The sequence below is a fragment of the Pseudomonas shahriarae genome (assembly GCF_014268455.2).
Classification (GTDB): Bacteria; Pseudomonadota; Gammaproteobacteria; order Pseudomonadales; family Pseudomonadaceae; genus Aquipseudomonas; species Aquipseudomonas shahriarae.
Map to the genome: position 1 here is coordinate 5819448 of NZ_CP077085.1, position 18744 is coordinate 5838191.

20 protein-coding genes are annotated in these 18744 nt (G+C 63.1%); 5 read left to right on the forward strand and 15 right to left on the reverse strand.

Going from position 1 to position 18744, the window contains the following annotated elements; translation table 11 throughout:
- The first annotated feature begins 157 nt into the window (after positions 1-157).
- Complete coding sequence (gene rhlE2 / locus HU773_RS26165) at positions 158-2038, forward strand: RNA helicase RhlE2 (RefSeq protein ID WP_169989446.1); 1881 nt, start codon at positions 158-160, stop codon at positions 2036-2038.
- Between the two features lie 228 nt (positions 2039-2266).
- On the opposite strand, the gene HU773_RS26170 is transcribed toward rhlE2, so the two are convergent.
- Both HU773_RS26170 and HU773_RS26175 read right to left on the reverse strand, forming a co-directional pair.
- Complete coding sequence (locus HU773_RS26170) at positions 2267-2845, reverse strand: YceI family protein (RefSeq protein ID WP_057440349.1); 579 nt, start codon at positions 2843-2845, stop codon at positions 2267-2269.
- A gap of 32 nt (positions 2846-2877) precedes the next feature.
- The gene (locus HU773_RS26175; protein WP_120734276.1) at positions 2878-3429 is read right to left on the reverse strand and encodes a cytochrome b; all 552 of its coding nucleotides are present in this window, start codon (positions 3427-3429) and stop codon (positions 2878-2880) included.
- 274 nt (positions 3430-3703) lie between these two features.
- Here HU773_RS26175 and HU773_RS26180 point away from each other — a divergent pair, with 274 nt between their 5' ends.
- Both HU773_RS26180 and HU773_RS26185 read left to right on the forward strand, forming a co-directional pair.
- On the forward strand, positions 3704-5110 hold the full coding sequence (locus tag HU773_RS26180; RefSeq protein WP_186624962.1) for an adenosylmethionine--8-amino-7-oxononanoate transaminase: 1407 nt from the start codon (positions 3704-3706) through the stop codon (positions 5108-5110).
- 89 nt (positions 5111-5199) lie between these two features.
- Positions 5200-5919, forward strand: a complete 720-nt coding sequence (locus HU773_RS26185; RefSeq protein WP_057440352.1) for a 16S rRNA (uracil(1498)-N(3))-methyltransferase — start codon at positions 5200-5202, stop codon at positions 5917-5919.
- Between the two features lie 68 nt (positions 5920-5987).
- Here the strand turns inward: HU773_RS26185 and HU773_RS26190 are convergent, their stop codons facing one another.
- The 3 genes from HU773_RS26190 to HU773_RS26200 are packed head-to-tail and all read right to left on the reverse strand — an operon-like array spanning position 5988 to position 8519.
- Complete coding sequence (locus tag HU773_RS26190; protein WP_057960864.1) at positions 5988-6890, reverse strand: transporter substrate-binding domain-containing protein; 903 nt, start codon at positions 6888-6890, stop codon at positions 5988-5990.
- Positions 6891-6914: 24 nt separating this feature from the next.
- The gene (locus HU773_RS26195) at positions 6915-7268 is read right to left on the reverse strand and encodes a RidA family protein (RefSeq protein WP_057444181.1); all 354 of its coding nucleotides are present in this window, start codon (positions 7266-7268) and stop codon (positions 6915-6917) included.
- Between the two features lie 9 nt (positions 7269-7277).
- Entirely contained in the window at positions 7278-8519 is a 1242-nt protein-coding gene (locus tag HU773_RS26200; protein WP_057960865.1) for a D-amino acid dehydrogenase, read from the reverse strand.
- A gap of 106 nt (positions 8520-8625) precedes the next feature.
- Here HU773_RS26200 and HU773_RS26205 point away from each other — a divergent pair, with 106 nt between their 5' ends.
- Positions 8626-9528, forward strand: coding sequence for a LysR family transcriptional regulator (locus HU773_RS26205; RefSeq protein WP_057960866.1), 903 nt, complete (start codon positions 8626-8628; stop codon positions 9526-9528).
- A gap of 138 nt (positions 9529-9666) precedes the next feature.
- Here the strand turns inward: HU773_RS26205 and trhA are convergent, their stop codons facing one another.
- The gene (gene trhA, locus HU773_RS26210) at positions 9667-10284 is read right to left on the reverse strand and encodes a PAQR family membrane homeostasis protein TrhA (RefSeq protein ID WP_057960867.1); all 618 of its coding nucleotides are present in this window, start codon (positions 10282-10284) and stop codon (positions 9667-9669) included.
- A 164-nt stretch (positions 10285-10448) separates the two neighbouring features.
- On the opposite strand from trhA, the gene HU773_RS26215 reads away from it, so the two are divergent.
- Positions 10449-11363 carry a LysR family transcriptional regulator gene (locus HU773_RS26215; protein ID WP_057440356.1) on the forward strand — a complete coding sequence of 305 codons (915 nt, stop codon included), beginning with the start codon at positions 10449-10451 and terminating at the stop codon, positions 11361-11363.
- A gap of 133 nt (positions 11364-11496) precedes the next feature.
- Here the strand turns inward: HU773_RS26215 and madM are convergent, their stop codons facing one another.
- From madM to mdcA, 9 genes are all read right to left on the reverse strand, one after another.
- Positions 11497-12261, reverse strand: a complete 765-nt coding sequence (madM, locus tag HU773_RS26220; RefSeq protein WP_057960868.1) for a malonate transporter subunit MadM — start codon at positions 12259-12261, stop codon at positions 11497-11499.
- 5 nt (positions 12262-12266) lie between these two features.
- Entirely contained in the window at positions 12267-12659 is a 393-nt protein-coding gene (gene madL / locus HU773_RS26225; RefSeq protein ID WP_057960869.1) for a malonate transporter subunit MadL, read from the reverse strand.
- A gap of 66 nt (positions 12660-12725) precedes the next feature.
- Entirely contained in the window at positions 12726-13631 is a 906-nt protein-coding gene (mdcH, locus tag HU773_RS26230; protein ID WP_057960870.1) for a malonate decarboxylase subunit epsilon, read from the reverse strand.
- Positions 13628-14224 (reverse strand): malonate decarboxylase holo-ACP synthase, encoded by a 597-nt coding sequence (locus HU773_RS26235; protein ID WP_128593395.1) that lies wholly within the window; start codon positions 14222-14224, stop codon positions 13628-13630. The genes mdcH and HU773_RS26235 overlap by 4 nt, the downstream gene beginning before the upstream one ends.
- On the reverse strand, positions 14218-14997 hold the full coding sequence (gene mdcE, locus HU773_RS26240) for a biotin-independent malonate decarboxylase subunit gamma (protein ID WP_128593394.1): 780 nt from the start codon (positions 14995-14997) through the stop codon (positions 14218-14220). Before mdcE ends, HU773_RS26235 begins: the two co-directional genes overlap by 7 nt.
- On the reverse strand, positions 14994-15836 hold the full coding sequence (locus tag HU773_RS26245; RefSeq protein WP_057440361.1) for a biotin-independent malonate decarboxylase subunit beta: 843 nt from the start codon (positions 15834-15836) through the stop codon (positions 14994-14996). The genes mdcE and HU773_RS26245 overlap by 4 nt, the downstream gene beginning before the upstream one ends.
- The gene (locus HU773_RS26250; protein WP_057960874.1) at positions 15829-16128 is read right to left on the reverse strand and encodes a malonate decarboxylase subunit delta; all 300 of its coding nucleotides are present in this window, start codon (positions 16126-16128) and stop codon (positions 15829-15831) included. The genes HU773_RS26245 and HU773_RS26250 overlap by 8 nt, the downstream gene beginning before the upstream one ends.
- Positions 16128-16985, reverse strand: a complete 858-nt coding sequence (locus HU773_RS26255) for a triphosphoribosyl-dephospho-CoA synthase (protein ID WP_057960875.1) — start codon at positions 16983-16985, stop codon at positions 16128-16130. The genes HU773_RS26250 and HU773_RS26255 overlap by 1 nt, the downstream gene beginning before the upstream one ends.
- On the reverse strand, positions 16986-18656 hold the full coding sequence (gene mdcA / locus HU773_RS26260; RefSeq protein ID WP_120734282.1) for a malonate decarboxylase subunit alpha: 1671 nt from the start codon (positions 18654-18656) through the stop codon (positions 16986-16988). It lies immediately after the preceding gene.
- Between the last annotated feature and the right edge of the window lie 88 nt (positions 18657-18744).

Below are 18744 nucleotides of genomic sequence, written 5' to 3' on the forward strand. Positions count from 1 at the left end.
TCCAACCCCGCTACTGCGCAGCTTTGCAGCCCGCGCGAGCCGTTGGAGTGCCTGCCAGCCCCAGCAGGACCGGACGGGGTTGCGTTCCTCTAAACGCGATTCACGCCCGGCAAGATTATCCCTTTGGGCCAAGCCCTAACTACAAACAGGATTACTCATGTCCTTTGCTTCCCTCGGTCTCTCCGAGGCTTTAGTCCGCGCCATCGAGGCAGCGGGCTATACCGAGCCTACTCCGGTGCAACAGCGGGCTATTCCCGCCGTGTTGCAAGGTCGCGACCTGATGGTCGCGGCTCAGACAGGTACTGGTAAAACCGGCGGCTTCGCCCTCCCGATTCTGGAGCGGTTGTTCCCCAATGGTCACCCGGACAAATCCCAGCGTCACGGCCCGCGCCAACCCCGCGTACTGGTCCTGACCCCTACCCGCGAACTCGCCGCACAAGTGCATGACAGCTTCAAGCTGTACGCCCGCGACCTGAAGTTCGTCAGTGCCTGCATCTTCGGCGGCGTTGGCATGAACCCCCAGGTTCAGGCCATGTCCCGTGGGGTTGACGTGCTGGTCGCCTGCCCTGGTCGTTTGCTCGACCTGTGTGGCCAAGGCAGCGTCGATCTGTCCCACGTGGAAATCCTCGTGCTGGACGAAGCCGACCGCATGCTCGACATGGGCTTTGTCCATGACGTGAAGAAAGTCCTCGCGCGCCTGCCGGCCAAGCGTCAGAACCTGCTGTTCTCGGCAACGTTCTCCAACGACATCACCGCCCTGGCCGGCAAGCTGCTGCACAACCCCGAGCGCATCGAAGTCACGCCGCCCAACACCACGGTCGAGCGTATCGAGCAGCGGGTGTTCCGCCTGCCAGCCAGCCACAAGCGCTCGCTGTTGGCCCACCTGATTACCGCCGGTGCCTGGGAACAAGTGCTGGTGTTCACCCGCACCAAGCATGGCGCCAACCGCCTGGCCGAGTACCTGGACAAGCACGGCCTGACCGCCGTCGCCATCCACGGCAACAAGAGCCAGAACGCGCGGACCAAGGCCCTGGCCGACTTCAAGGCCGGCTCCGTACGGATCCTGGTCGCCACCGATATCGCCGCCCGCGGCCTGGATATCGACCAACTGCCGCATGTGGTCAACTTCGAGCTGCCAAACGTCGATGAAGACTATGTGCACCGTATCGGCCGTACTGGCCGTGCCGGTCGTTCGGGCGAGGCCATTTCCCTGGTCGCCCCGGATGAAGAAAAACTGCTGAAAAGCATCGAGCGCATGACCAAGCAGAAAATCGCCGACGGCGACCTGATGGGCTTCGATGCCAGCACCGTAGAAGCCGAAAAACCGGAAGTGCGCGAGCGTCCGGACGTGCGTAACCCGCGCAACCCACGTGGTCCTAAGGGCGATGGCCCGAACGGCGGCGGTGGTGGCGGTGGTCGTCGCGACAAAGGCAAGGACAAAGGTGGCAAAGACAAGGCACCTACCAACGGCCGTGGCGAACGCCCAGCCCGCGAGCAAAAGCCCCGCGAAGGCACCCCGGCCCGCGAACAGCGCCAGCCGAGCCAGCCGCCACGCGCCGCAGCCGACCGCGCACCGGACGAGTTCCTCGACGATGACGTGGATAACTTCGGTAACCGCGTGGACTACGTGCCACAGGCCAAACCGGCCCAGGGCCGTGGTCGTCGTCCAGGTGCCCCGGCACCGGGCGCTGGTGCGGGCGCTCCGCGCACCGGCGGCCAGCCACAGGGTCGCCAGAACGGTCCGCGCAGCAGCAACGGCGCCACCACCGGCACCCCACCGGCCAAGCGCAATGGTCCGCGTAACGGCGCACCGCGTGATGGCCAGGCCCGTCGCGAAGAGTCGCGCAACCGCCGCCCTGCACGTGATGAGCAGCCACGCTCCTCGGAACCTGCCGTGCAGAACCCGCGCAGCGGCACGACGCCGAAGATCATCCACAAGGAGTCGAAAAGCGATCGCTTCCCGACACCTGAGCAGTTGGATCAACTGCCAGGCCGCCCTCGTGGTGAAAAACCAGCGTTGCTGACCCGCAACCGCTGATTTTCAAAGCGCCATGAAAAATGCCCCGCATCGAAAGATCCGGGGCATTTTTATGGGCTCGACAACGATCAACTGCAGAAGCTGGCTTGCCTGCGATGACGGTACTTCAGCCTGCATCGCAGGTGGCTGACCTGCCGCTATCGCAGGCAAGCCAGCTCCTACATTGACCGTATTCCAGGCTAAAAAAAACCGGATCTCACGATCCGGTTTTTTATGCAGCCTGCGAATTTACTTCGTTTTGACACCTTCCAGCGTGATGTCCAGGTCTACAGTCTGGGAAGTCGGGCCAGGGCCTTTGACGCCAAAGTCATTCAGGTTCAGCGTAGTCTTGGCGTTGAAGCCAGCACGTTCGCCGCCCCACGGATCCTTGCCTTCACCGTTGAACGTGGCCTTGAAGGTCACAGGCTTGGTCACACCGTGGAAGGTCAGGTCGCCGGTCACGTCAGCCGTTTTTTCGCCGGTTGGTTTAACTGCGGTCGAAACGAACTTGGCATCGGCGAACTTGCCAACGTCCAGGAAGTCCTTGCTGGCGATGTGCTTGTCACGTTCAGCGTGGTTGGACCACAGGCTGGCGGTTTTCACGTCGACGGCGATTTTGCTGGCTTCAGGCTTGGCGGCATCCCAGCTGAACGTACCATCCCAGTCCTTGAAGGTACCGTGGATGTAGCTGTAGCCCAGGTGGCTGATTTTCCAGTCGATGAAGGCGTGCTGGCCTTCCTTGTCGATCTTGTAATCAGCAGCCATCACCTGACCGGCAGACAGCAGAGCAGTACCGATTGCCAGAGCGGCGAGAGTCTTTTTCAACATGCTTTCTATTCCTTGTGAGTCGAGGTTGAACATCAGGCTTTGCGCCCCAGCATACGAACCAGGGTCGCGTCACGATCAATGAAGTGGTGTTTCAACGCGGCCACGCCATGCAGGCCGGCAAACACCACCAGCACCCAGGCCAGGTAAAAATGCACCAGGCCGGCTACGTCTGCCTGGTCCGGTAGACCGGAAACCACGGCAGGAATTTCAAACAGGCCAAACACCGGGATCCCCACACCGTCTGCGGTGGAAATCAGGTAACCGGCAATCATCACGGCAAACAAGCCGACGTACAGGAACCCATGGCCAAACGCCGCGCCGATACGTGTCATGCGGCTATAGCTGGCCAGTGCGGGCGGCGGCGGGCTGAGCAGGCGCCAGACAATCCGCACCAGCATCACGGCGAATAGCGTAATACCGATGCTTTTGTGCAAGTCCGGGGCGTCTTTGCGCCACAGGCTGTAGTAGTCGAGGCCGACCATCCACAGGCCCAGCGCGAACAAACCAAACACCACCAGCGCCACACTCCAGTGGATAACGATGCTGACCCAGCCGTAGCGGGTCGATGTGTTTCGTAGTTGCATTCCCCAAATCCCGTAAGAGCCGTGCCCAAGACTAGCGTTTTACTTATCGACATAAAGCGGAAAATTTCGCTTCAAAAGATCGACTTATCCGATATTGAGCCTATGAACAGTAAATTAACTAGGGATTAAGGACTATTCAGCACAAACGTGACAGACCGTCCTACATTTACTGCCAATTCACCGCCCATGGGTTGTGACACAGCCCACCATTGCATAGGCTTGCGCGATTGTTTTGCCTGCGCAGGCAGTGGCAGCGCTTCGAGGAGACTAAAAGATGGGCTTGAATAACCAGTGGATGCAACGCGACCTCGCCGTGCTGTGGCATCCCTGCACCCAGATGAAAGACCACCAGCAACTGCCGCTGGTGCCGATCAAGCGCGGTGAAGGCGTATGGCTGGAAGACTTCGAAGGCAAGCGCTATCTCGATGCGGTCAGTTCGTGGTGGGTCAATGTGTTCGGCCACGCCAACCCGCGTATCAATCAGCGCATCAAGGACCAAGTGGACCAACTGGAGCACGTGATCCTCGCCGGTTTCAGCCACCAGCCGGTGATCGAGCTGTCCGAGCGCCTGGTCAAGCTCACCCCCGAAGGCCTGACTCGCTGCTTCTATGCCGACAATGGCTCGTCGTGCATCGAAGTCGCGTTGAAGATGAGCTTTCACTATTGGCTCAACCGCGGCCAGCCGAATAAAAAGCGCTTTGTCACCCTGACCAACAGCTACCACGGCGAAACCATCGCCGCGATGTCGGTAGGCGATGTGCCGCTGTTCACCGAGACCTACAAGGCCCTGCTGCTGGACACCATCAAGGTGCCCAGCCCGGACTGCTACCAGCGCCCCACAGGCATGAGCTGGGAAGAACACTCCCGCAACATGTTCCAGGCCATGGAACAGACCCTGGCGGACCACCACGACAGCGTCGCCGCGGTGATCGTCGAGCCGCTGATCCAGGGCGCCGGTGGCATGCGCATGTACCACCCGGTGTACCTCACGCTGCTGCGCGAAGCCTGCGACCGGTATGGCGTGCACCTGATCCACGACGAAATCGCCGTGGGTTTCGGCCGCACCGGCAGCATGTTCGCCTGTGAGCAGGCGGGCATCCGCCCCGACTTCCTGTGCCTGTCCAAGGCCCTCACCGGTGGCTACCTGCCGCTGGCCGCCGTGGTCACCACCGAAGATGTGTACAGCGCCTTCTACGACGACTACCCGACCCTGCGCGCGTTCCTGCACTCCCACAGCTACACCGGCAACCCGCTGGCGTGTGCGGCGGCCCTGGCGACCCTGGATATCTTCGAAGAAGACAACGTCATCGAGAACAACAAGGCCCTGGCCCAGCGCATGGCCACGGCCACCGCGCACCTGGTGGACCACCCCCATGTGTCGGAAGTGCGCCAGACCGGCATGGTGCTGGCCATCGAGATGGTCCAGGACAAGGCCACCAAGACCGCCTACCCCTGGCAGGAACGGCGCGGCCTGAAGGTGTTCGAGCACGCCCTGGAACGCGGCGCATTGCTGCGCCCGCTGGGCAGTGTGGTGTACTTCCTGCCGCCGTACGTGATTACCCCGGAACAGATCGACTTCCTCGCTGAAGTGGCCACTGAAGGCATTGATATCGCCACCAACAGCACAGTCAGCGTGGCCGTACCCAAGGACTTCCACCCAGGCTTTCGCGACCCCGGCTGATTGAACCCACCCCATTAATCTGGCGCCTGGCCTGCCGCATCGCGGGCAAGCCCGGCTCCCACAGGTTTTGCATTTTCCCGAGAACAGAAATGAGACTGTCCCGCTTTTTCACCGATACCCCGTTGAGCCTTGGCGACCACGAGTTGCCCGAGGCCCAGGCGCACTACATCAGCCGCGTGCTGCGCATGAACGAAGGCGATGCCGTGCAACTGTTCGACGGTTCTGGCCAGGAATTTCGCGGCAGCCTGCTGGAAGTCGGGAAAAAACGCGTGACAGTGCAACTGACTGAAGCCTTCGCCGGCCAGGTGGAGTCGCCTTTGCACATTCATCTGGGTCAGGGCTTGTCCCGTGGCGAGCGCATGGACTGGGCCATCCAGAAAGCCACCGAGCTTGGGGTCAACGCCATCACACCGATTTTCAGCGAGCGCTGCGAAGTGCGCCTCAAGGACGAACGCGCCGACAAGCGCCTGCTGCACTGGCGCCAGGTCGCAATCAGCGCCTGCGAGCAATGCGGGCGCTCCACGGTGCCGGTGATTCACCCACCGTTGTTGCTGGCCGACTGGTTGAAACAGGCTGAGGCGGATTTGAAGTTGGTGCTGCACCCGGTGGCCGAGCCACTGGTGAGCCATGCCAAACCGTCGAGCCTGGCGTTTTTGATCGGCCCGGAGGGAGGCTTGACCGATGGCGAAGTCCAGAGCGCGCAAAATGCTGGCTTCCACGCCGCACGCCTGGGCCCGCGAGTATTGCGCACCGAGACCGCGCCCGTAGTTGCGCTATCCGTTGCGCAACAACTGTGGGGCGACTTCTAACCCCACTGTGCAAACCCAATCAAAACGGTGGGAGCTGGCTTGCCAGCTCCCACATCGGGATGGGTGGGTTACTCCACCGGATCGCTGACCGGCTTGGCAATAATCGCCTTCAGCTCGCTGGTCATGGGGAATTCCAGGTTCAAGCCCTTCGGCGGGATCGGCTGTTCAAACCAGCGCTGGTAGATCCCATTGATTTCCCCCGAGCTGTACAGCTCGCCCAGGGTCTCGTTGACCACCGCCAGAAACTGCGGGTCGTCCTTGCGCACCATGCAGCTGTAGATTTCCCGCGATTGCTCCTCGCCCACCACCACCCACTTGTGCGGGTCCTTGGCCTTGGCGCGCTCGCCGTAGAGCAACGCATCGTCCATATAAAACGCCACGGCCCGGCCCGATTGCAGCATCTGGAACGCTTCGCCGTGATCCTTGGCGCTGATCACCGACATATCCAGCTTATGCTCGTGGTTGTAGCTCTTGAGGAAGCGCTCGTTGGTGGTGCCTGCAGTGGTCACCACATTCTTGCCGCGCAGGTCGGCGAAGCGCTGGATACCGCTGTCCTTGGCAGTGAGCAACTGGCCCTTCACATAGATAAAGCCATAGGAAAACGCCACCTGCTTCTGCCGCTCGGCCGTCACCCCGGTGGAGCCGCACTCCAGGTCAACGGTACCGTTGATCACCAACGGAATACGGGTCTGGGAGGTGACCAGGTTGTACTTCACGTTGAGCTGGGGCACGCCGGTCTTCTGTTGGATACGCTCGACAATCTTGCTCGCCAGGTCCACCGAGTAACCCATGGGCTTGCCGGTATGGTCGCCGACATAGGAAAACGGCACCGACGCATCGCGATAGCCCAGGGTGATGCTCTTGGCGTTCGCGACCTTGGCCAGGGTGCCCGTCAGCGGCGCTTCATTGGCCTGGGCCTGGGCAGTCAACAACAGCCCCAGCGCAGTGCCGATCAACGTGATTTTTTGCATTGTTATTCTCCGTTGGTTTTCTTGTTATGGGCGGCGCACAGCGATGACGCTGATTTCCACCAGCACACTCGGGCGTGCCAGCTCCGCCTGCAGGGTGGTGCGGGTCGGTGCCTGGCCGGGCGTGAGCCAGGCGGACCAGACATCATTCATCGGCGCAAAGCCCTCCTGAATGTTTTTCAGGTAGATCGTCGCGTTGAGCAGATGATCCTTGTCGCTGCCGGCTTCGGCCAGCAGCGCATCAATTTTGGCCAGCACCTCTTGGGTCTGGGTGGCGACGTCCTGGCCCTCGCCCGGCACCTGGCCGGAGAGGAATACCAGGTCCTGGTAGGTCACGGCGCCCGACAGGCGACTATTGCTGTTGATCCGGGTGATGGTCATTGCAGTGTCCTATGCGGCGCGGGGCGCGAGGCCCTGCATATCAATGGAAGGGGTATGCCGGCCGATCAGTTCGGCCAACAGCTGGCCGCTGCCACAGGCCAGGGTGAAACCCAGGGCGCCATGGCCAAGGTTGAGCCACAGGTTGCGGTACACACTGACGCCAATCAGCGGCACGCCGCTGGGGGTGGCCGGGCGCATGCCGGCCCATTCGATGGCCTGGCTGTAATCGCCGGCCAAGGGGAACGTCTCACTGGCCTGGCGCTTGATCAGGGCCAGGCGCTTGGGCTCAAGGCCCGTATCAAAGCCGACGATGTCGACCATCGCCGCCACCCGCAGTTGCTCACCGATCCGCGCGTAGACGATCTTGCGGTCATAGTCGGTGATGCTGATTTTCGGTGCGGCGTGCTGCTCGCCAATCGGCACGCTCAGGCTGTAGCCCTTGAGCGGATACAGCGGCAACGCAATGCCCGGCAAGGCCAACTCGGGGCTGCGCACCCCCGCCGCCAGCACCAGGTGCTGCACCGGCATCACCTCGCCACCCAACTCAATCGCCTGCACCGTGCCGTTGGCATGGCGGATGCCCGTGACTTTGCGCCCCAGCACAAACCGGCAACGACCCGACGCTTCCAGGCGTGCCGCCAATTGCTGGCAGAAGCCATGACAATCCGCCACTTCTTCATTGGGTGTGTAGATGCCCCCAACAAAATCCGTGGCCCCCAGGGTCGGTTCCAGGCGCGTGCAATCGGCCGCCGACAGCACTTGCTGTTGCAGGCGATCGAGCACCTTATTGCGAGCGTGTTCAAACGTGTGGTGGCTGCGAAACGTCACCAGCTTGCCGTTGCGTTTCCAGTCGAAACCGTCCAGCCCGTCTTCTTCGCGCCACTGCTGCAAGATGCCCTGGCTCAGGCTGGCCAGGCGCAACAAGTGGCCGGCATTGCGCTTGTTTACCGAAGCCCGGCAGGCGCCGAGGAACGAGGCCATCCAACGCCATTGCGCCGGGTCCAGGCGCGGGCGCAGCTTCAAGGGTGAATCACCGCGCAGCAGCCAGCCAATGGCTTGCAGCGGCACACCTTTGTCCGCCAGCGGCGCAACGTAGCGATAGGACAACTGGCCGCCATTGGCAAAGCTGGTCTCGCTGCCCAGGCTGTCGCGGGCCTCGACCACCGTCACGTCCATGCCGGCGCGCACCAGGGCATAGGCACTCGCCAGACCGATGACCCCACCGCCAATGATGCAAACCTGCTGAGCCATGTCGATTCCCAAGCGTTGTAATGAGCGTCCAAGGGTAGGGGCAGGTGACAGGCGCCGGACAATGAATAAAGATGGGCCACCTATAAACAAAGGTTATGGACTCGTCATGCGCTTGCGTCATATCGAAATCTTCCAGGCCATCCGCCAGACCGGCTCGGTCAGCGCCGCCGCGCAGTTGCTGCATGTCTCGCAACCGGCGGTGACCAAGGTGCTGCAACATGCCGAGCTGCAATTGGGCTTCCCGCTGTTCCTGCGCATCCGCGGCAAGCTGCAGCCCACCCCGGAAGCCCTGGCCCTGGAGCGCGAAGTCGATAAGGTCAGCGAAAGCCTGCAAGGCGTGCGGCGCCTGGCGCAGAACCTGCGGCGCGCACCCGGCCAAAGCCTGCGCATCGGCGCCACGCCAGCCCTGGCCTTGTCGCTGCTGCCGCCAGCGATTGGCGAATGGACCCAGCGCTACCCGGACATCGCCTGCGAACTGTCCAGCGCCCACAGCCGTGAGCTGGTGCAAAACCTGTTGATGCGCGAGATGGATGTGGCGCTGACCCTCAAGTCCCCGGACCATCCGGGGCTCAAGGCCCAGGCATTGGCCCACGGCGTGTTGGTAGCCCTGGCGCCACGGGGCTTCTGGCCGGCAGCGGAACTGGGCAAACCCTTGCCCTTGATGGCCCTGGCGGGCGCGCCGTTGATTGGCCTGTCGAGTGCCGACCCACTGTCGGCGCGGCTCGACAGCTACCTGGAAGCGGTCGAACCGCCGCCGCGCGTGCGGATCTCGGTGCAGACCTATTCCCTGGCCCGCGCCATGGTCGAATCCGGCGCCGGCCTGGCGGTGATCGACCCTTTCACCGCGCTGGGTGCATCCACCGACAGCACCTGCATCCGCCCCCTGGCCCCGCCGCTGCCCATCACCCTGTATGCCCTGACCCGCGCCGACGAACCGCCGCCGCATATGTTGGCGAGCCTGTTGGAGATCTTTGGCAGCCGTGCCCAGGAGCAGTTAGACCGTCTCTAAAACACCACAAAACCCATGTGGGACTGGGCTTTTATGAGAGCTGGCTTGCCTGCGATGCAGGCGCCTCGGTTCATCAGTTAAACCGCAGTGATGCTATCGCAGGCAAGCCAGCTCCCACACAAGCCAGCGGCTACAGTTTCAGAGCACGTAGCGCATGATCGCCACAAAATGCAGCAGGCTGCCGCCAATCACAAACAAGTGCCAGATCCCATGGGAATGCCTTAACCGGTGTTCCAGGGCAAAAAAGATAATCCCCACCGTGTACAACACCCCGCCCGACGCCAGCCAGATAAACCCGTCCATGCCCAGCGCGGCAATCAACGGCTTGACCGCCACCAACACAATCCAGCCCATCACCGCATAAATCACAATCGACAATATGCGCGCCTCGGAACGCGGCTTGATCTCCTGCAGGATCCCGATCACCGCCAGCCCCCAGACAATCCCGAACAGCGTCCAGCCCCACGGCCCGTGCAGGGTCACCAGGCAAAACGGCGTGTAACTGCCGGCGATCAGCAGGTAGATCGAAAAGTGGTCGACCTTCTGCATGATCGCTTTCTTGCGCCCGCGCACGCTGTGATACACCGTCGAGGCGCTGTACAGCACCAGCAGCGTAACCCCGTAGATCGCCACGCTGACGATCTTCCACGGGCTGCCGTCCATACTCGCCACCACCAACATCCACACCGCGCCGATAAAGGCTGCCACGGCGCCGAGCAAATGGCTCCAGGCGTTGAATCGTTCTCCGTGATACATGTGTCGCCGACCTCCAAAACTGCTGCGTCTACCCCATAAGGCTCAGGCCTGCCAGACGAGAGTGCAAGACCGTTATGACGACTGCGGTACAGATGGCGCTACATGGCTGGGAGCAGCGGGGTTTTGCGGGCACAATCGAACGCATTCGAATAAGAGTCATCACCATGCTGATCGACGAAGAATTCACCCTCAAGAAACTGGAAATCTTCCTGGCCTTCATGCGCACCGGCAACCTGGCCCGCGCCGCCGCCGAGTTGCAGACCAGCAATGTCAGCGTGCACCGGGCCATCCACTCCCTGGAAAACGCCCTGCGTTGCCCGCTGTTCAAACACGAAGGGCGCAACCTCACCCCGCTGGAAAGCGCCTACGTCCTCGAAGAACGCGCACAGAAGTTGGTGCAAGAGGTGGTCGACAGCGTGCGCCTGACCCGCGAAGCCGCCGGTTTCTCTGCCGAACGTTTCAAGCTCGGCGCCTTGTATTCACTGACGGTCAAGACCGTGCCGCAACTGATCATGGGCCTGAAAATCAGGCGCAGCGAGCTGAATATCGACCTGATCCTGGGCTCCAACGTCGACCTGATGTACAAGCTCAAGAACATGGAAGTGGATGCGATCCTGATCTCCCTCGACGACCAGGCCGTCGAGCCGGACTGCGCGCAGATCCAGCTGTTTTCCGACGACATCTTCCTCGCTACCCCCGCCGACTCGCCCCTGGACCGCGAACAGGAAATCGACCTGGCCCAGGTGCGCGACGCCACCTTCATCACCCTGACCCAAGGCTTCGCCACCCACCAGGACGGTGCACGGGTGTTCAAGCAGGCGGGCTTCGAGCCGAAGGTGGCGATGCAGGTCAACGACATCTTCACCCTGCTGAGCATGGTCAGCTCGGGCGTTGGCTATGCGCTGCTGCCGGGGAGGATTGCGGCGGTGTATGAGAACCGGGTCAAGCTGATCCCGTTGCAGCCACGCTACCGGTTGCAGCAGCACATTGGCGTGGTGTTCTTGAAGGCCAAGGAGCGTGATCCGAACTTACTGGCGTTGTTGGCGGAGTGTCGGATGTATGCCAATCGGCAAATTTGAAACCGCCATCGCAGGCAAGTCGAATCGTCGCACCGCAGCTCCCACATTTGAATGTATTCACACATCAAAATGCGGGGGCGGCGGTGCGACTTGCCCGCGATGAGGCCCGATCATTCAATCGAAATGTTGTGCCCTACCCCACCAACCCCCGCATCATCAAAAACAACAACGAAGGCCCCAACAAACACCCCAGCGCCGTATAAAACGCCGCCGTCAGGCAGCCATAAGGCACCAGCTTCGGATCAGTCGCCGCCAACCCGCCAGCCACACCGCTGGAGGTGCCCATCAACCCGCCAAAGATCACCGCACTGCGCGGGCTGTTCAGGCCGATCAGCGGCGCGACGAACGGGGTCATTACCATCACCAAAATGGCCTTGATCAACCCCGCCGCAATCGACAGTGCCATCACCTCGGAACTGGCGCCAATCGCCGCCCCGGTCACCGGCCCGACGATATAGGTCACAGCACCCGCGCCGATGGTGGTCAGGCTCACCGCATCGGTATAACCAAACGCCATGGCCACCCCGACGCCGGCGATAAATGACGAACCGACGCCGACAAACAACGCCAGCACCCCCACATACCCGGCGCGTTTGAGTTCATCGACGCTCACACCAAACGCGGTGGCGACGATGGCAAAGTCCCGCAGCATCGCCCCGCCCAGCAGGCCGATGCCCGACAGCAGCGGGATATCCACCACGCCCTTGGCCCCGCCGGTAAACGCACCGCCCACATAGGACAACACCAGCCCCAGCAGGATCGCGATGGCCGAGCCATGCAGGCGGCCTTTGGTGAAGTTGTCGCTGATCCAGTAGGACACCCACATGGTCAGGCCGATCACCGCAAAACCACTGATCAGGCCGTAGCCGGTGATGACTTTCATCAAGGATTCGTACATGGCGCTCACCCTGCCGACTTGGTGGGAACGACCGCATCCGGCTCACGGTTGCCGATGCGTACCAGCACCGGCACCAGGGCAAATGCCACCACCACCGCACTAGCACCGGCGAGGATCGCCATGGGGCCGCCACTGATCGCGCCATACACGTTTTGCTGGGCTGCCATGGCCACCACAATGGGAATGTACACCGCCGCCCAGAAGCTCACGCCCTGCTCGGATTTGCCGGTAAACAGGCCACGCTTGCCGAGGTAACTGCCCAGGCCGATCAGCAGCAACATCGCGATTCCCACCCCGCCGACGTTGGCCGGAATGCCCATCCATTTGCCCAACAGCTCGCCGACAAACAAGCCTGCAAGGGTACACAAGGCCAGAAACGCCACACCGTAAATAATCATGCTGGTAGTCCTCTTGATGCTTGATCGAAATTGTTGTTTTTGTGCTTCGAAAGCCAAGCTCACGCTTTATCGGTGGTGGCGGCCCTCCTGTTCCAGCAGGGCCTGCAAGGTGTCCAGGCGCGCGCCTTCGAAGGCGATCACGGTGCCTTGCTCAAACACACGCCGCGCCAGGCCAGTGAGGACTGCGCCCGGTGGCAGTTCGATCTGCAGGCGTACACCACGCTCATAGGCGCTTTGCACGGTGCCGCGCCAATCGACGATGCGGCACATGTTGAACGCCAGGTCGTCGCGCAACTGCGCGGGATCACGGATCGGCCGCGCCCGGGTACTGCTCAGGTAAGTGATGGCCGGCGCATGGAGCGCAACCTTGGCGAATGCCTCGGCGAGGGCCTCGGCCGGCTGCTCCAGCAGAGCGCAGTGGGACGGCACGCTGACGGCCAGGCGCTTGGCCACGGCCTGGCCTTTGACACGATCCGCGACACGCTGCATGCCGGTATCGCTGCCGGCAATCACGCACTGGTTGTCGGCATTGATATTGGCCAGGTACACCGGGGTTTGCGTGCTGTGGACCTCGGCGAGCACGCTTTCGACGGTGGATAACTCCAGGCCGATCAGTGCGGTCATGCCATAGCCCTGTGGATAAGCGTGCTGCATCAGTTCACCGCGCAGGCTGACCAGCCGGAGCGCATCGGCAAACTCCAGGGCGCCCGCGATCACCGCCGCCGGATAGGCCCCGATGGACAGACCCGCCACGTAATCCGGGATGCGTTGCAATTGCCGGGCATGGGCCACGCCGGCGATCAGCAGGCACAGTTGCACAGCGCGGGTGCTGGCCAGGGCGTGCGCCGAATCGAGCTGGCGCACATCTTCGACCAACGCATCACTGGCCTCATCAAGGACACTGGCGGGCAGTTGCTGGAGCATGCCCGGACGCTGGGCGCCCTGCCCCGGAAACACCAGGAGGCTGCTCATGCCACCGCCTGCCAAGGGTCGCTGACCAAGTGCGCACCGCTGGCGTTTTTCAGCAGCACACGCCGCGCTGGGCCGGCCCATTCGCGCAAGGCGACGGCGCCATATGGGGTTTGCAATTGCAGGTCCACGGCACACGGCGCGGTGTCCAGAATCGCCAACAGACCCTCGGCATCGCCGCGATCAAGACGCTCGGGAGTGCGCAGCAGCAGATCCAGATCGCTCTGGGCATGCAGCGCTTCAATGCCCGTGGCCAACTCGAACCCCGCGCTGCCGGTCACGCCCCAAGCCTCTTGCGCCAGCACCGGCCGCAGTTGATCGAGGGCGCGCAACGCCGGTAGATCCCGGGGCGAAATCACCCCGCGCAGGGCCTCGGGTGTCACTCGCCGTTGCACAGCCGCCAGGGGCATCACGGCCGCAAAACGCTGCTCGCGCAAACGCCCACGCACCCCCACCGCCACGTAGCCCGGTTCGGCCAGCGCCCGGCGTACCACCACCGGCTGCCCCGCCCCGATCACCGCCAGTACCCAGGCCGGTGCGTCAGCAGGCAGGTGCGCCGGGGTCATGCCCCAGAGCAAGTCGTGGGCGTTCACCATTGTTCCCGCAGCAGTTGGCGCACATGGCTGGACGCGGCACGGTTGGCGGCGCCCAGGCGCCCGCGCAAATCGCGCACGCCGCTGTTCTGCACATCCTTGATCGCCTGCACCAGGCAATCCCTGACCCGCGCCAGGTCGTCGACGGTAGGCTGTTCGATCTGGCTGACCGTCAGGGTTTCCCAGAGCAAGCCGAGGCTGGCATAGCTGTCGATGTCATAGGCCATGGGCGGCACGCTGGCGGCCAGGGCTTCCAGTTCTTCGACACTGCGCAGGGTCACCCGCGCCGCCGAGGCTTTGCCCATGGCGTGCACCATCACCCCAGGGTCGCGCAGGGCGATCAGGCGATTGGCCTGGTAGCCATGGGCGAGAAACGCCCCGGACATGGCCTTGCCCACCAGCAACCCGATCACCGGGTGCCCGGCCAGGCGCGCGCGGGCATAACTGTCTGCCGCCGCCGCCAGGGCTTGATGGATGCCCAGGGCTTCTTCGCGACGGCCATAGGCCTGGCTGGGCACGTCGACGATGGCAACAATCGGGCGTTGATCGCCGCTGGCGACGGCTTCATCCACCGCCTTGGCCAGGCCCCAGCCTTCGAGCAAACCGACTTCCCCCTGGCGCGCCCGCGGGAAGCGGTTGGCAGCATCCGGCACTACCGCGATAAAGCGCACGGCCTGCTCGCCGAGCACGCCATCGGCGACTTTCAACGACGCCGGCAAACCCGCCACTGGCGCTACGCCGGCGCTCAATGCGTTGAACCACTGCAAGCCTCTCATGGACGTTCTCCCTGATACAGGTCGCGAACCGTCGCCGGCTCGATCTGCGGTTCGGCGTCCAGCTCAGCCAGGCGCGCCAGGTAATAGTCGGCCTGACGGCTGCGTTGCACTGCCGGCAAACCTTGCTGCAACAGTTCACTGATCTGCTGGCGGATCTGCGCCACATCGTCCGCCACATAACGGTCGGCCAAGCCGCTGTTGAAACGCTGCTCGCCGCCGGTCAGGCTCCAGATAAAGGGCCGGTCACGGGAGTCGTATTCTTCAAGGCCGGCTTCCTGTTCGATCACTTGTGGGCCGTTCAAGCCCAGGCGTGCTTCGCGGGTCACCAGCAAGTAACTGCACAGGCCAGCAGCGATGGACATGCCGCCAAAACAGCCCACGCTGCCGGCCACCACGCCGATCACCGGCTGGTACTGGCGCAGGTCGACAATCGCGGCGTGGATATCGGCAATCGCCGCCAGCCCGAGGTTGGCTTCCTGCAAGCGCACGCCGCCGGTTTCCAGCAGCAACACAGCCCGCGTGGGAATGCCGTTGCGGTTGTCCTCGGCGGCCAGTTCCAGGGCACCGGCGATTTTCGCGCCGCCCACTTCACCCAGGCTGCCGCCCTGGAAGTTGCCTTCGATGGCCGCAATCACCAGCGGCAGGCCGTCGAGCGTGCCCTTGGCGATCACCACCCCATCGTCGGCCTGCGGCACCACGCCCTGGCGACTCAACCACGGCGACATCACGCGCTGGAACGGGTCGATCAGTTCACGGTAGCTGCCGGCATCCAGCAAGGCCTTGGCCCGCTGGCGGGCACCGAGTTCGACGAAGCTGTGCCTATTGAGTAAATCAGTCATGGCCAAGCTCCTCGAAACCTTGCTCCAGGCGCAAACGCACCACGCCGGGGGTGGCGCCAAAATCGTGGATCTGAATGTTCAAGGCCGGTGGGGTCTGTTCCTGGAAGATCCGCTGGAACAGGTGCTGCCAGCGTTGCTCGGCGCCGTTGACCGAGGTTTGCACCTGGATGCTCAAGGTGCCCGCCGTACCTGGTTCCAGCAACACTTCAAGGTCGCCGGAACCGACGCAACCCACCAGCGCGCGGCCTTTGGGCGGCTGCCCGGCGGGGAATTCAAAAGATAGGGTTTCCATCAAAACGCTCCGTCGCAAGACTCGATGCGGTCGATAAACAGGCACGCGGCCAACAGGTCGGCGGCGCCACCGGGGGAGGCATTCAGCGCCAGCAGTTGCTGGTCCAATTCATTGAGGCGACGCCGCCCCGCCAGGCTCGCGCTGCCGCCCGCATCCAACACGGCCTGGGCGCCTAGTTGCATGGCCTGCAGGCCGTCGGTGCCGGCGCGGTAGAGCACGCAGGTGTCGGCCAGTTGGGTCATGATCGCCAACAGTGCGTCGAGGCGCGCGTTCTGCTCGCCGTGGTGCTGCAGGCGGCTTGCATGCAGTTGCGGCAGGCCGCGTTGCAGCACGGCGGGGAAGCCCAGTTGCGCTTCTTCGCGGGCGCCACGCACGCCATAGCGTTGCGCGACTTGCGCGCCATGGCTGAGCGGTTGCGGTGCAAAACGGTCATTGAGCAGGGCCAGGCGCGCAGCCCGCAGGCTCAGGGCACTGGCGTGACGGGAGGTGGGGTCCAGCGCGGCAGCGGCCACCAGCAGACCGAGGGCCCAGATCGCGCCACGGTGGGTGTTCACGCCCTGGGTAGTGGCGAGCATCGCCTGCTCGCCTTCGCGGCCGATACGGCCGAGGGCTTCGCGCAGCGGCAGGCCAATTTCACCCAGGGCAATCGCCGCTTCGGCCATTTCCTTGAAGGCCGGCCACAGGGACAGCGCCGAGGCGTGCATCAGGCCCAGGTGTAGATCCTGATGGGCGCCATTGCCGCGCCGATCCACCAGCGCCGGTTTGGGCGACAGGTCCGCTTCGTCGATCAGCGCCTCGACCGCCAGGTCCGCCAGTTGCTCGGCCAGGGTCAGTGTGTGCAGTTTGAGTGCGTGCATTTACCAGCTCCTGAACTTGGCGGGCGGGTTGTACAGGCCACCGGACCAGTCCACCAGGTCGGCCACGCTTTTGGCCGCCAGCAGTTCGCGGGTGGCATCGGTGCGGCGGATCCCGAGGTCTTCGGGCAAGGCGATCAGGCCTTCGCGGCGCATGCGCGCGGTGTCCTTGGGGTTGTGGCGCAAGCCGATGACGGTCACCCCGGCGACCGCCGCGATCATCGCCTGGCGCTCTTCCAGGGAGCGCGCCTTGTACAGGTAGGCGATGCCTTCTTCGGTGAGCAAGTGGGTCACGTCGTCGCCGTAAATCATGATCGGCGCCAGGGGCATGCCGCTTTTGCGCGCCACTTCCACCGCGTCGAGGGTGTCGACGAAGGTCGGTTTGCCGCCCTCCTGGAAGGTCTCGACCATTTGCACCACCAGTTTTTTGCCGCGTTCCAGCAAGGCTTCGGGGGCGTCGTCATGGCGCATGTCGAGCCAGGCCGGGGTGCCGTGGCGGCGCCCGCGCGGGTCGTGGCCCATATTCGGCGCGCCACCAAACCCGGCGAGCCGGCCACGGGTCACGGTGGACGAATGACCGTCACCATCCACCTGCAAGGTGGCGCCGATAAACAGGTCCACCGCGTATTGCCCCGCCAGTTGGCAGAACATCCGGTTGGAGCGCAACGAGCCATCGCGACCGGTGAAGAACACATCCGGGCGCGCGGCGATGTAGTTTTCCATGCCCAGTTCGGTGCCGAAGCAATGCACGCTTTCGACCCAGCCACTTTCGATGGCGGGGATCAGCGTCGGGTGCGGGTTGAGGGTCCAGTTGCGGCAGATCTTGCCTTTAAGGCCCAGGGACTCGCCGTAGGTCGGCAGGATCAGTTCAATCGCGGCAGTGTTGAAACCAATGCCATGGTTCAGCGACTGCACATTGTGTTTTTCGTAGATGCCACGGATCGCCATCATCGCCATCAACACATGCACCGGCTTGATATGCCGGGGGTCGCGGGTGAACAGCGGTTCGATATAGAAGGGTTTGTCGGCCACCACCACGAAATCCACCCAACTGGCCGGGATGTCCACACGGGGCAAGTCGCTGACGTCGTCGACCAATTGGTTGACCTGCACGATGACGATGCCATCGCTGAAGGCCGCCGGTTCGATCAGCGCCGGGGTGTCTTCGGTACTGGGGCCGGTGTAGATATTGCCGGCGCGGTCGGCCATAAAGCCGGCGGACAGCACCACGTTGGGGATCAGGTCTACGACCAGTCGCGCATAGAGTTCGATGTAGGTGTGGATCGCGCCGACTTCCAGCAGGCCATCTTCAAGGAGCTGGCTGATGCGCAGGGATTGGGTGCCGGCAAACGAGAAATCGAGTTTGCGTGCGATGCCCTTTTCAAACAGGTCCAGGTGCTCGGAACGCCCGACGCTGGGCATGATCATGTGCAAGTCATGGAGCACGGCCGGGTCGGCCTTGGCCAGGGAGCGCGAGAGAAAGTCAGCCTGCTTCTGGTTATTGCCCTCCAGCACCACCCGGTCGCCGGGCAGGATCAGGGCTTGCAGGGCCTCGACGATCCGGTCGCTGGGCAGCACGGCCCCGTCGGCAAACGCCTGCACCAGCCCGAGCCGCCGCCGCTTCTCGTCGCGGCGCCGCGTCCAGCGCGAGTCGGGGGTTATTGTTGTTGTCATGATCGCTCCACGGGTTCGCTGTCGTGGAGCTCACCATAGGAGTGAATCGGGGGGGTATCAATCAAGCTCGGTGGTGGACTGTTACGGT

Excerpts from the sequence above, each read along its gene's own strand:
- HU773_RS26190 (WP_057960864.1), bottom strand. The coding sequence starts at position 6,890 with ATGCAAAAAATCACGTTGATCGGCACTGCGCTGGGGCTGTTGTTGACT.
- trhA (WP_057960867.1), bottom strand. The coding sequence starts at position 10,284 with ATGTATCACGGAGAACGATTCAACGCCTGGAGCCATTTGCTCGGCGCC.
- HU773_RS26235 (WP_128593395.1), bottom strand. The coding sequence starts at position 14,224 with ATGGTGAACGCCCACGACTTGCTCTGGGGCATGACCCCGGCGCACCTG.
- HU773_RS26195 (WP_057444181.1), bottom strand. The coding sequence starts at position 7,268 with ATGACCATCACCCGGATCAACAGCAATAGTCGCCTGTCGGGCGCCGTG.
- HU773_RS26205 (WP_057960866.1), top strand. The coding sequence starts at position 8,626 with ATGCGCTTGCGTCATATCGAAATCTTCCAGGCCATCCGCCAGACCGGC.
- madL (WP_057960869.1), bottom strand. The coding sequence starts at position 12,659 with ATGATTATTTACGGTGTGGCGTTTCTGGCCTTGTGTACCCTTGCAGGC.
- rhlE2 (WP_169989446.1), top strand. The coding sequence starts at position 158 with ATGTCCTTTGCTTCCCTCGGTCTCTCCGAGGCTTTAGTCCGCGCCATC.
- HU773_RS26255 (WP_057960875.1), bottom strand. The coding sequence starts at position 16,985 with ATGCACGCACTCAAACTGCACACACTGACCCTGGCCGAGCAACTGGCG.
- mdcH (WP_057960870.1), bottom strand. The coding sequence starts at position 13,631 with ATGAGCAGCCTCCTGGTGTTTCCGGGGCAGGGCGCCCAGCGTCCGGGC.
- HU773_RS26245 (WP_057440361.1), bottom strand. The coding sequence starts at position 15,836 with ATGACTGATTTACTCAATAGGCACAGCTTCGTCGAACTCGGTGCCCGC.
- HU773_RS26170 (WP_057440349.1), bottom strand. The coding sequence starts at position 2,845 with ATGTTGAAAAAGACTCTCGCCGCTCTGGCAATCGGTACTGCTCTGCTG.
- madM (WP_057960868.1), bottom strand. The coding sequence starts at position 12,261 with ATGTACGAATCCTTGATGAAAGTCATCACCGGCTACGGCCTGATCAGT.
- HU773_RS26180 (WP_186624962.1), top strand. The coding sequence starts at position 3,704 with ATGGGCTTGAATAACCAGTGGATGCAACGCGACCTCGCCGTGCTGTGG.
- HU773_RS26215 (WP_057440356.1), top strand. The coding sequence starts at position 10,449 with ATGCTGATCGACGAAGAATTCACCCTCAAGAAACTGGAAATCTTCCTG.
- HU773_RS26185 (WP_057440352.1), top strand. The coding sequence starts at position 5,200 with ATGAGACTGTCCCGCTTTTTCACCGATACCCCGTTGAGCCTTGGCGAC.
- HU773_RS26200 (WP_057960865.1), bottom strand. The coding sequence starts at position 8,519 with ATGGCTCAGCAGGTTTGCATCATTGGCGGTGGGGTCATCGGTCTGGCG.
- HU773_RS26250 (WP_057960874.1), bottom strand. The coding sequence starts at position 16,128 with ATGGAAACCCTATCTTTTGAATTCCCCGCCGGGCAGCCGCCCAAAGGC.
- mdcE (WP_128593394.1), bottom strand. The coding sequence starts at position 14,997 with ATGAGAGGCTTGCAGTGGTTCAACGCATTGAGCGCCGGCGTAGCGCCA.
- HU773_RS26175 (WP_120734276.1), bottom strand. The coding sequence starts at position 3,429 with ATGCAACTACGAAACACATCGACCCGCTACGGCTGGGTCAGCATCGTT.
- mdcA (WP_120734282.1), bottom strand. The coding sequence starts at position 18,656 with ATGACAACAACAATAACCCCCGACTCGCGCTGGACGCGGCGCCGCGAC.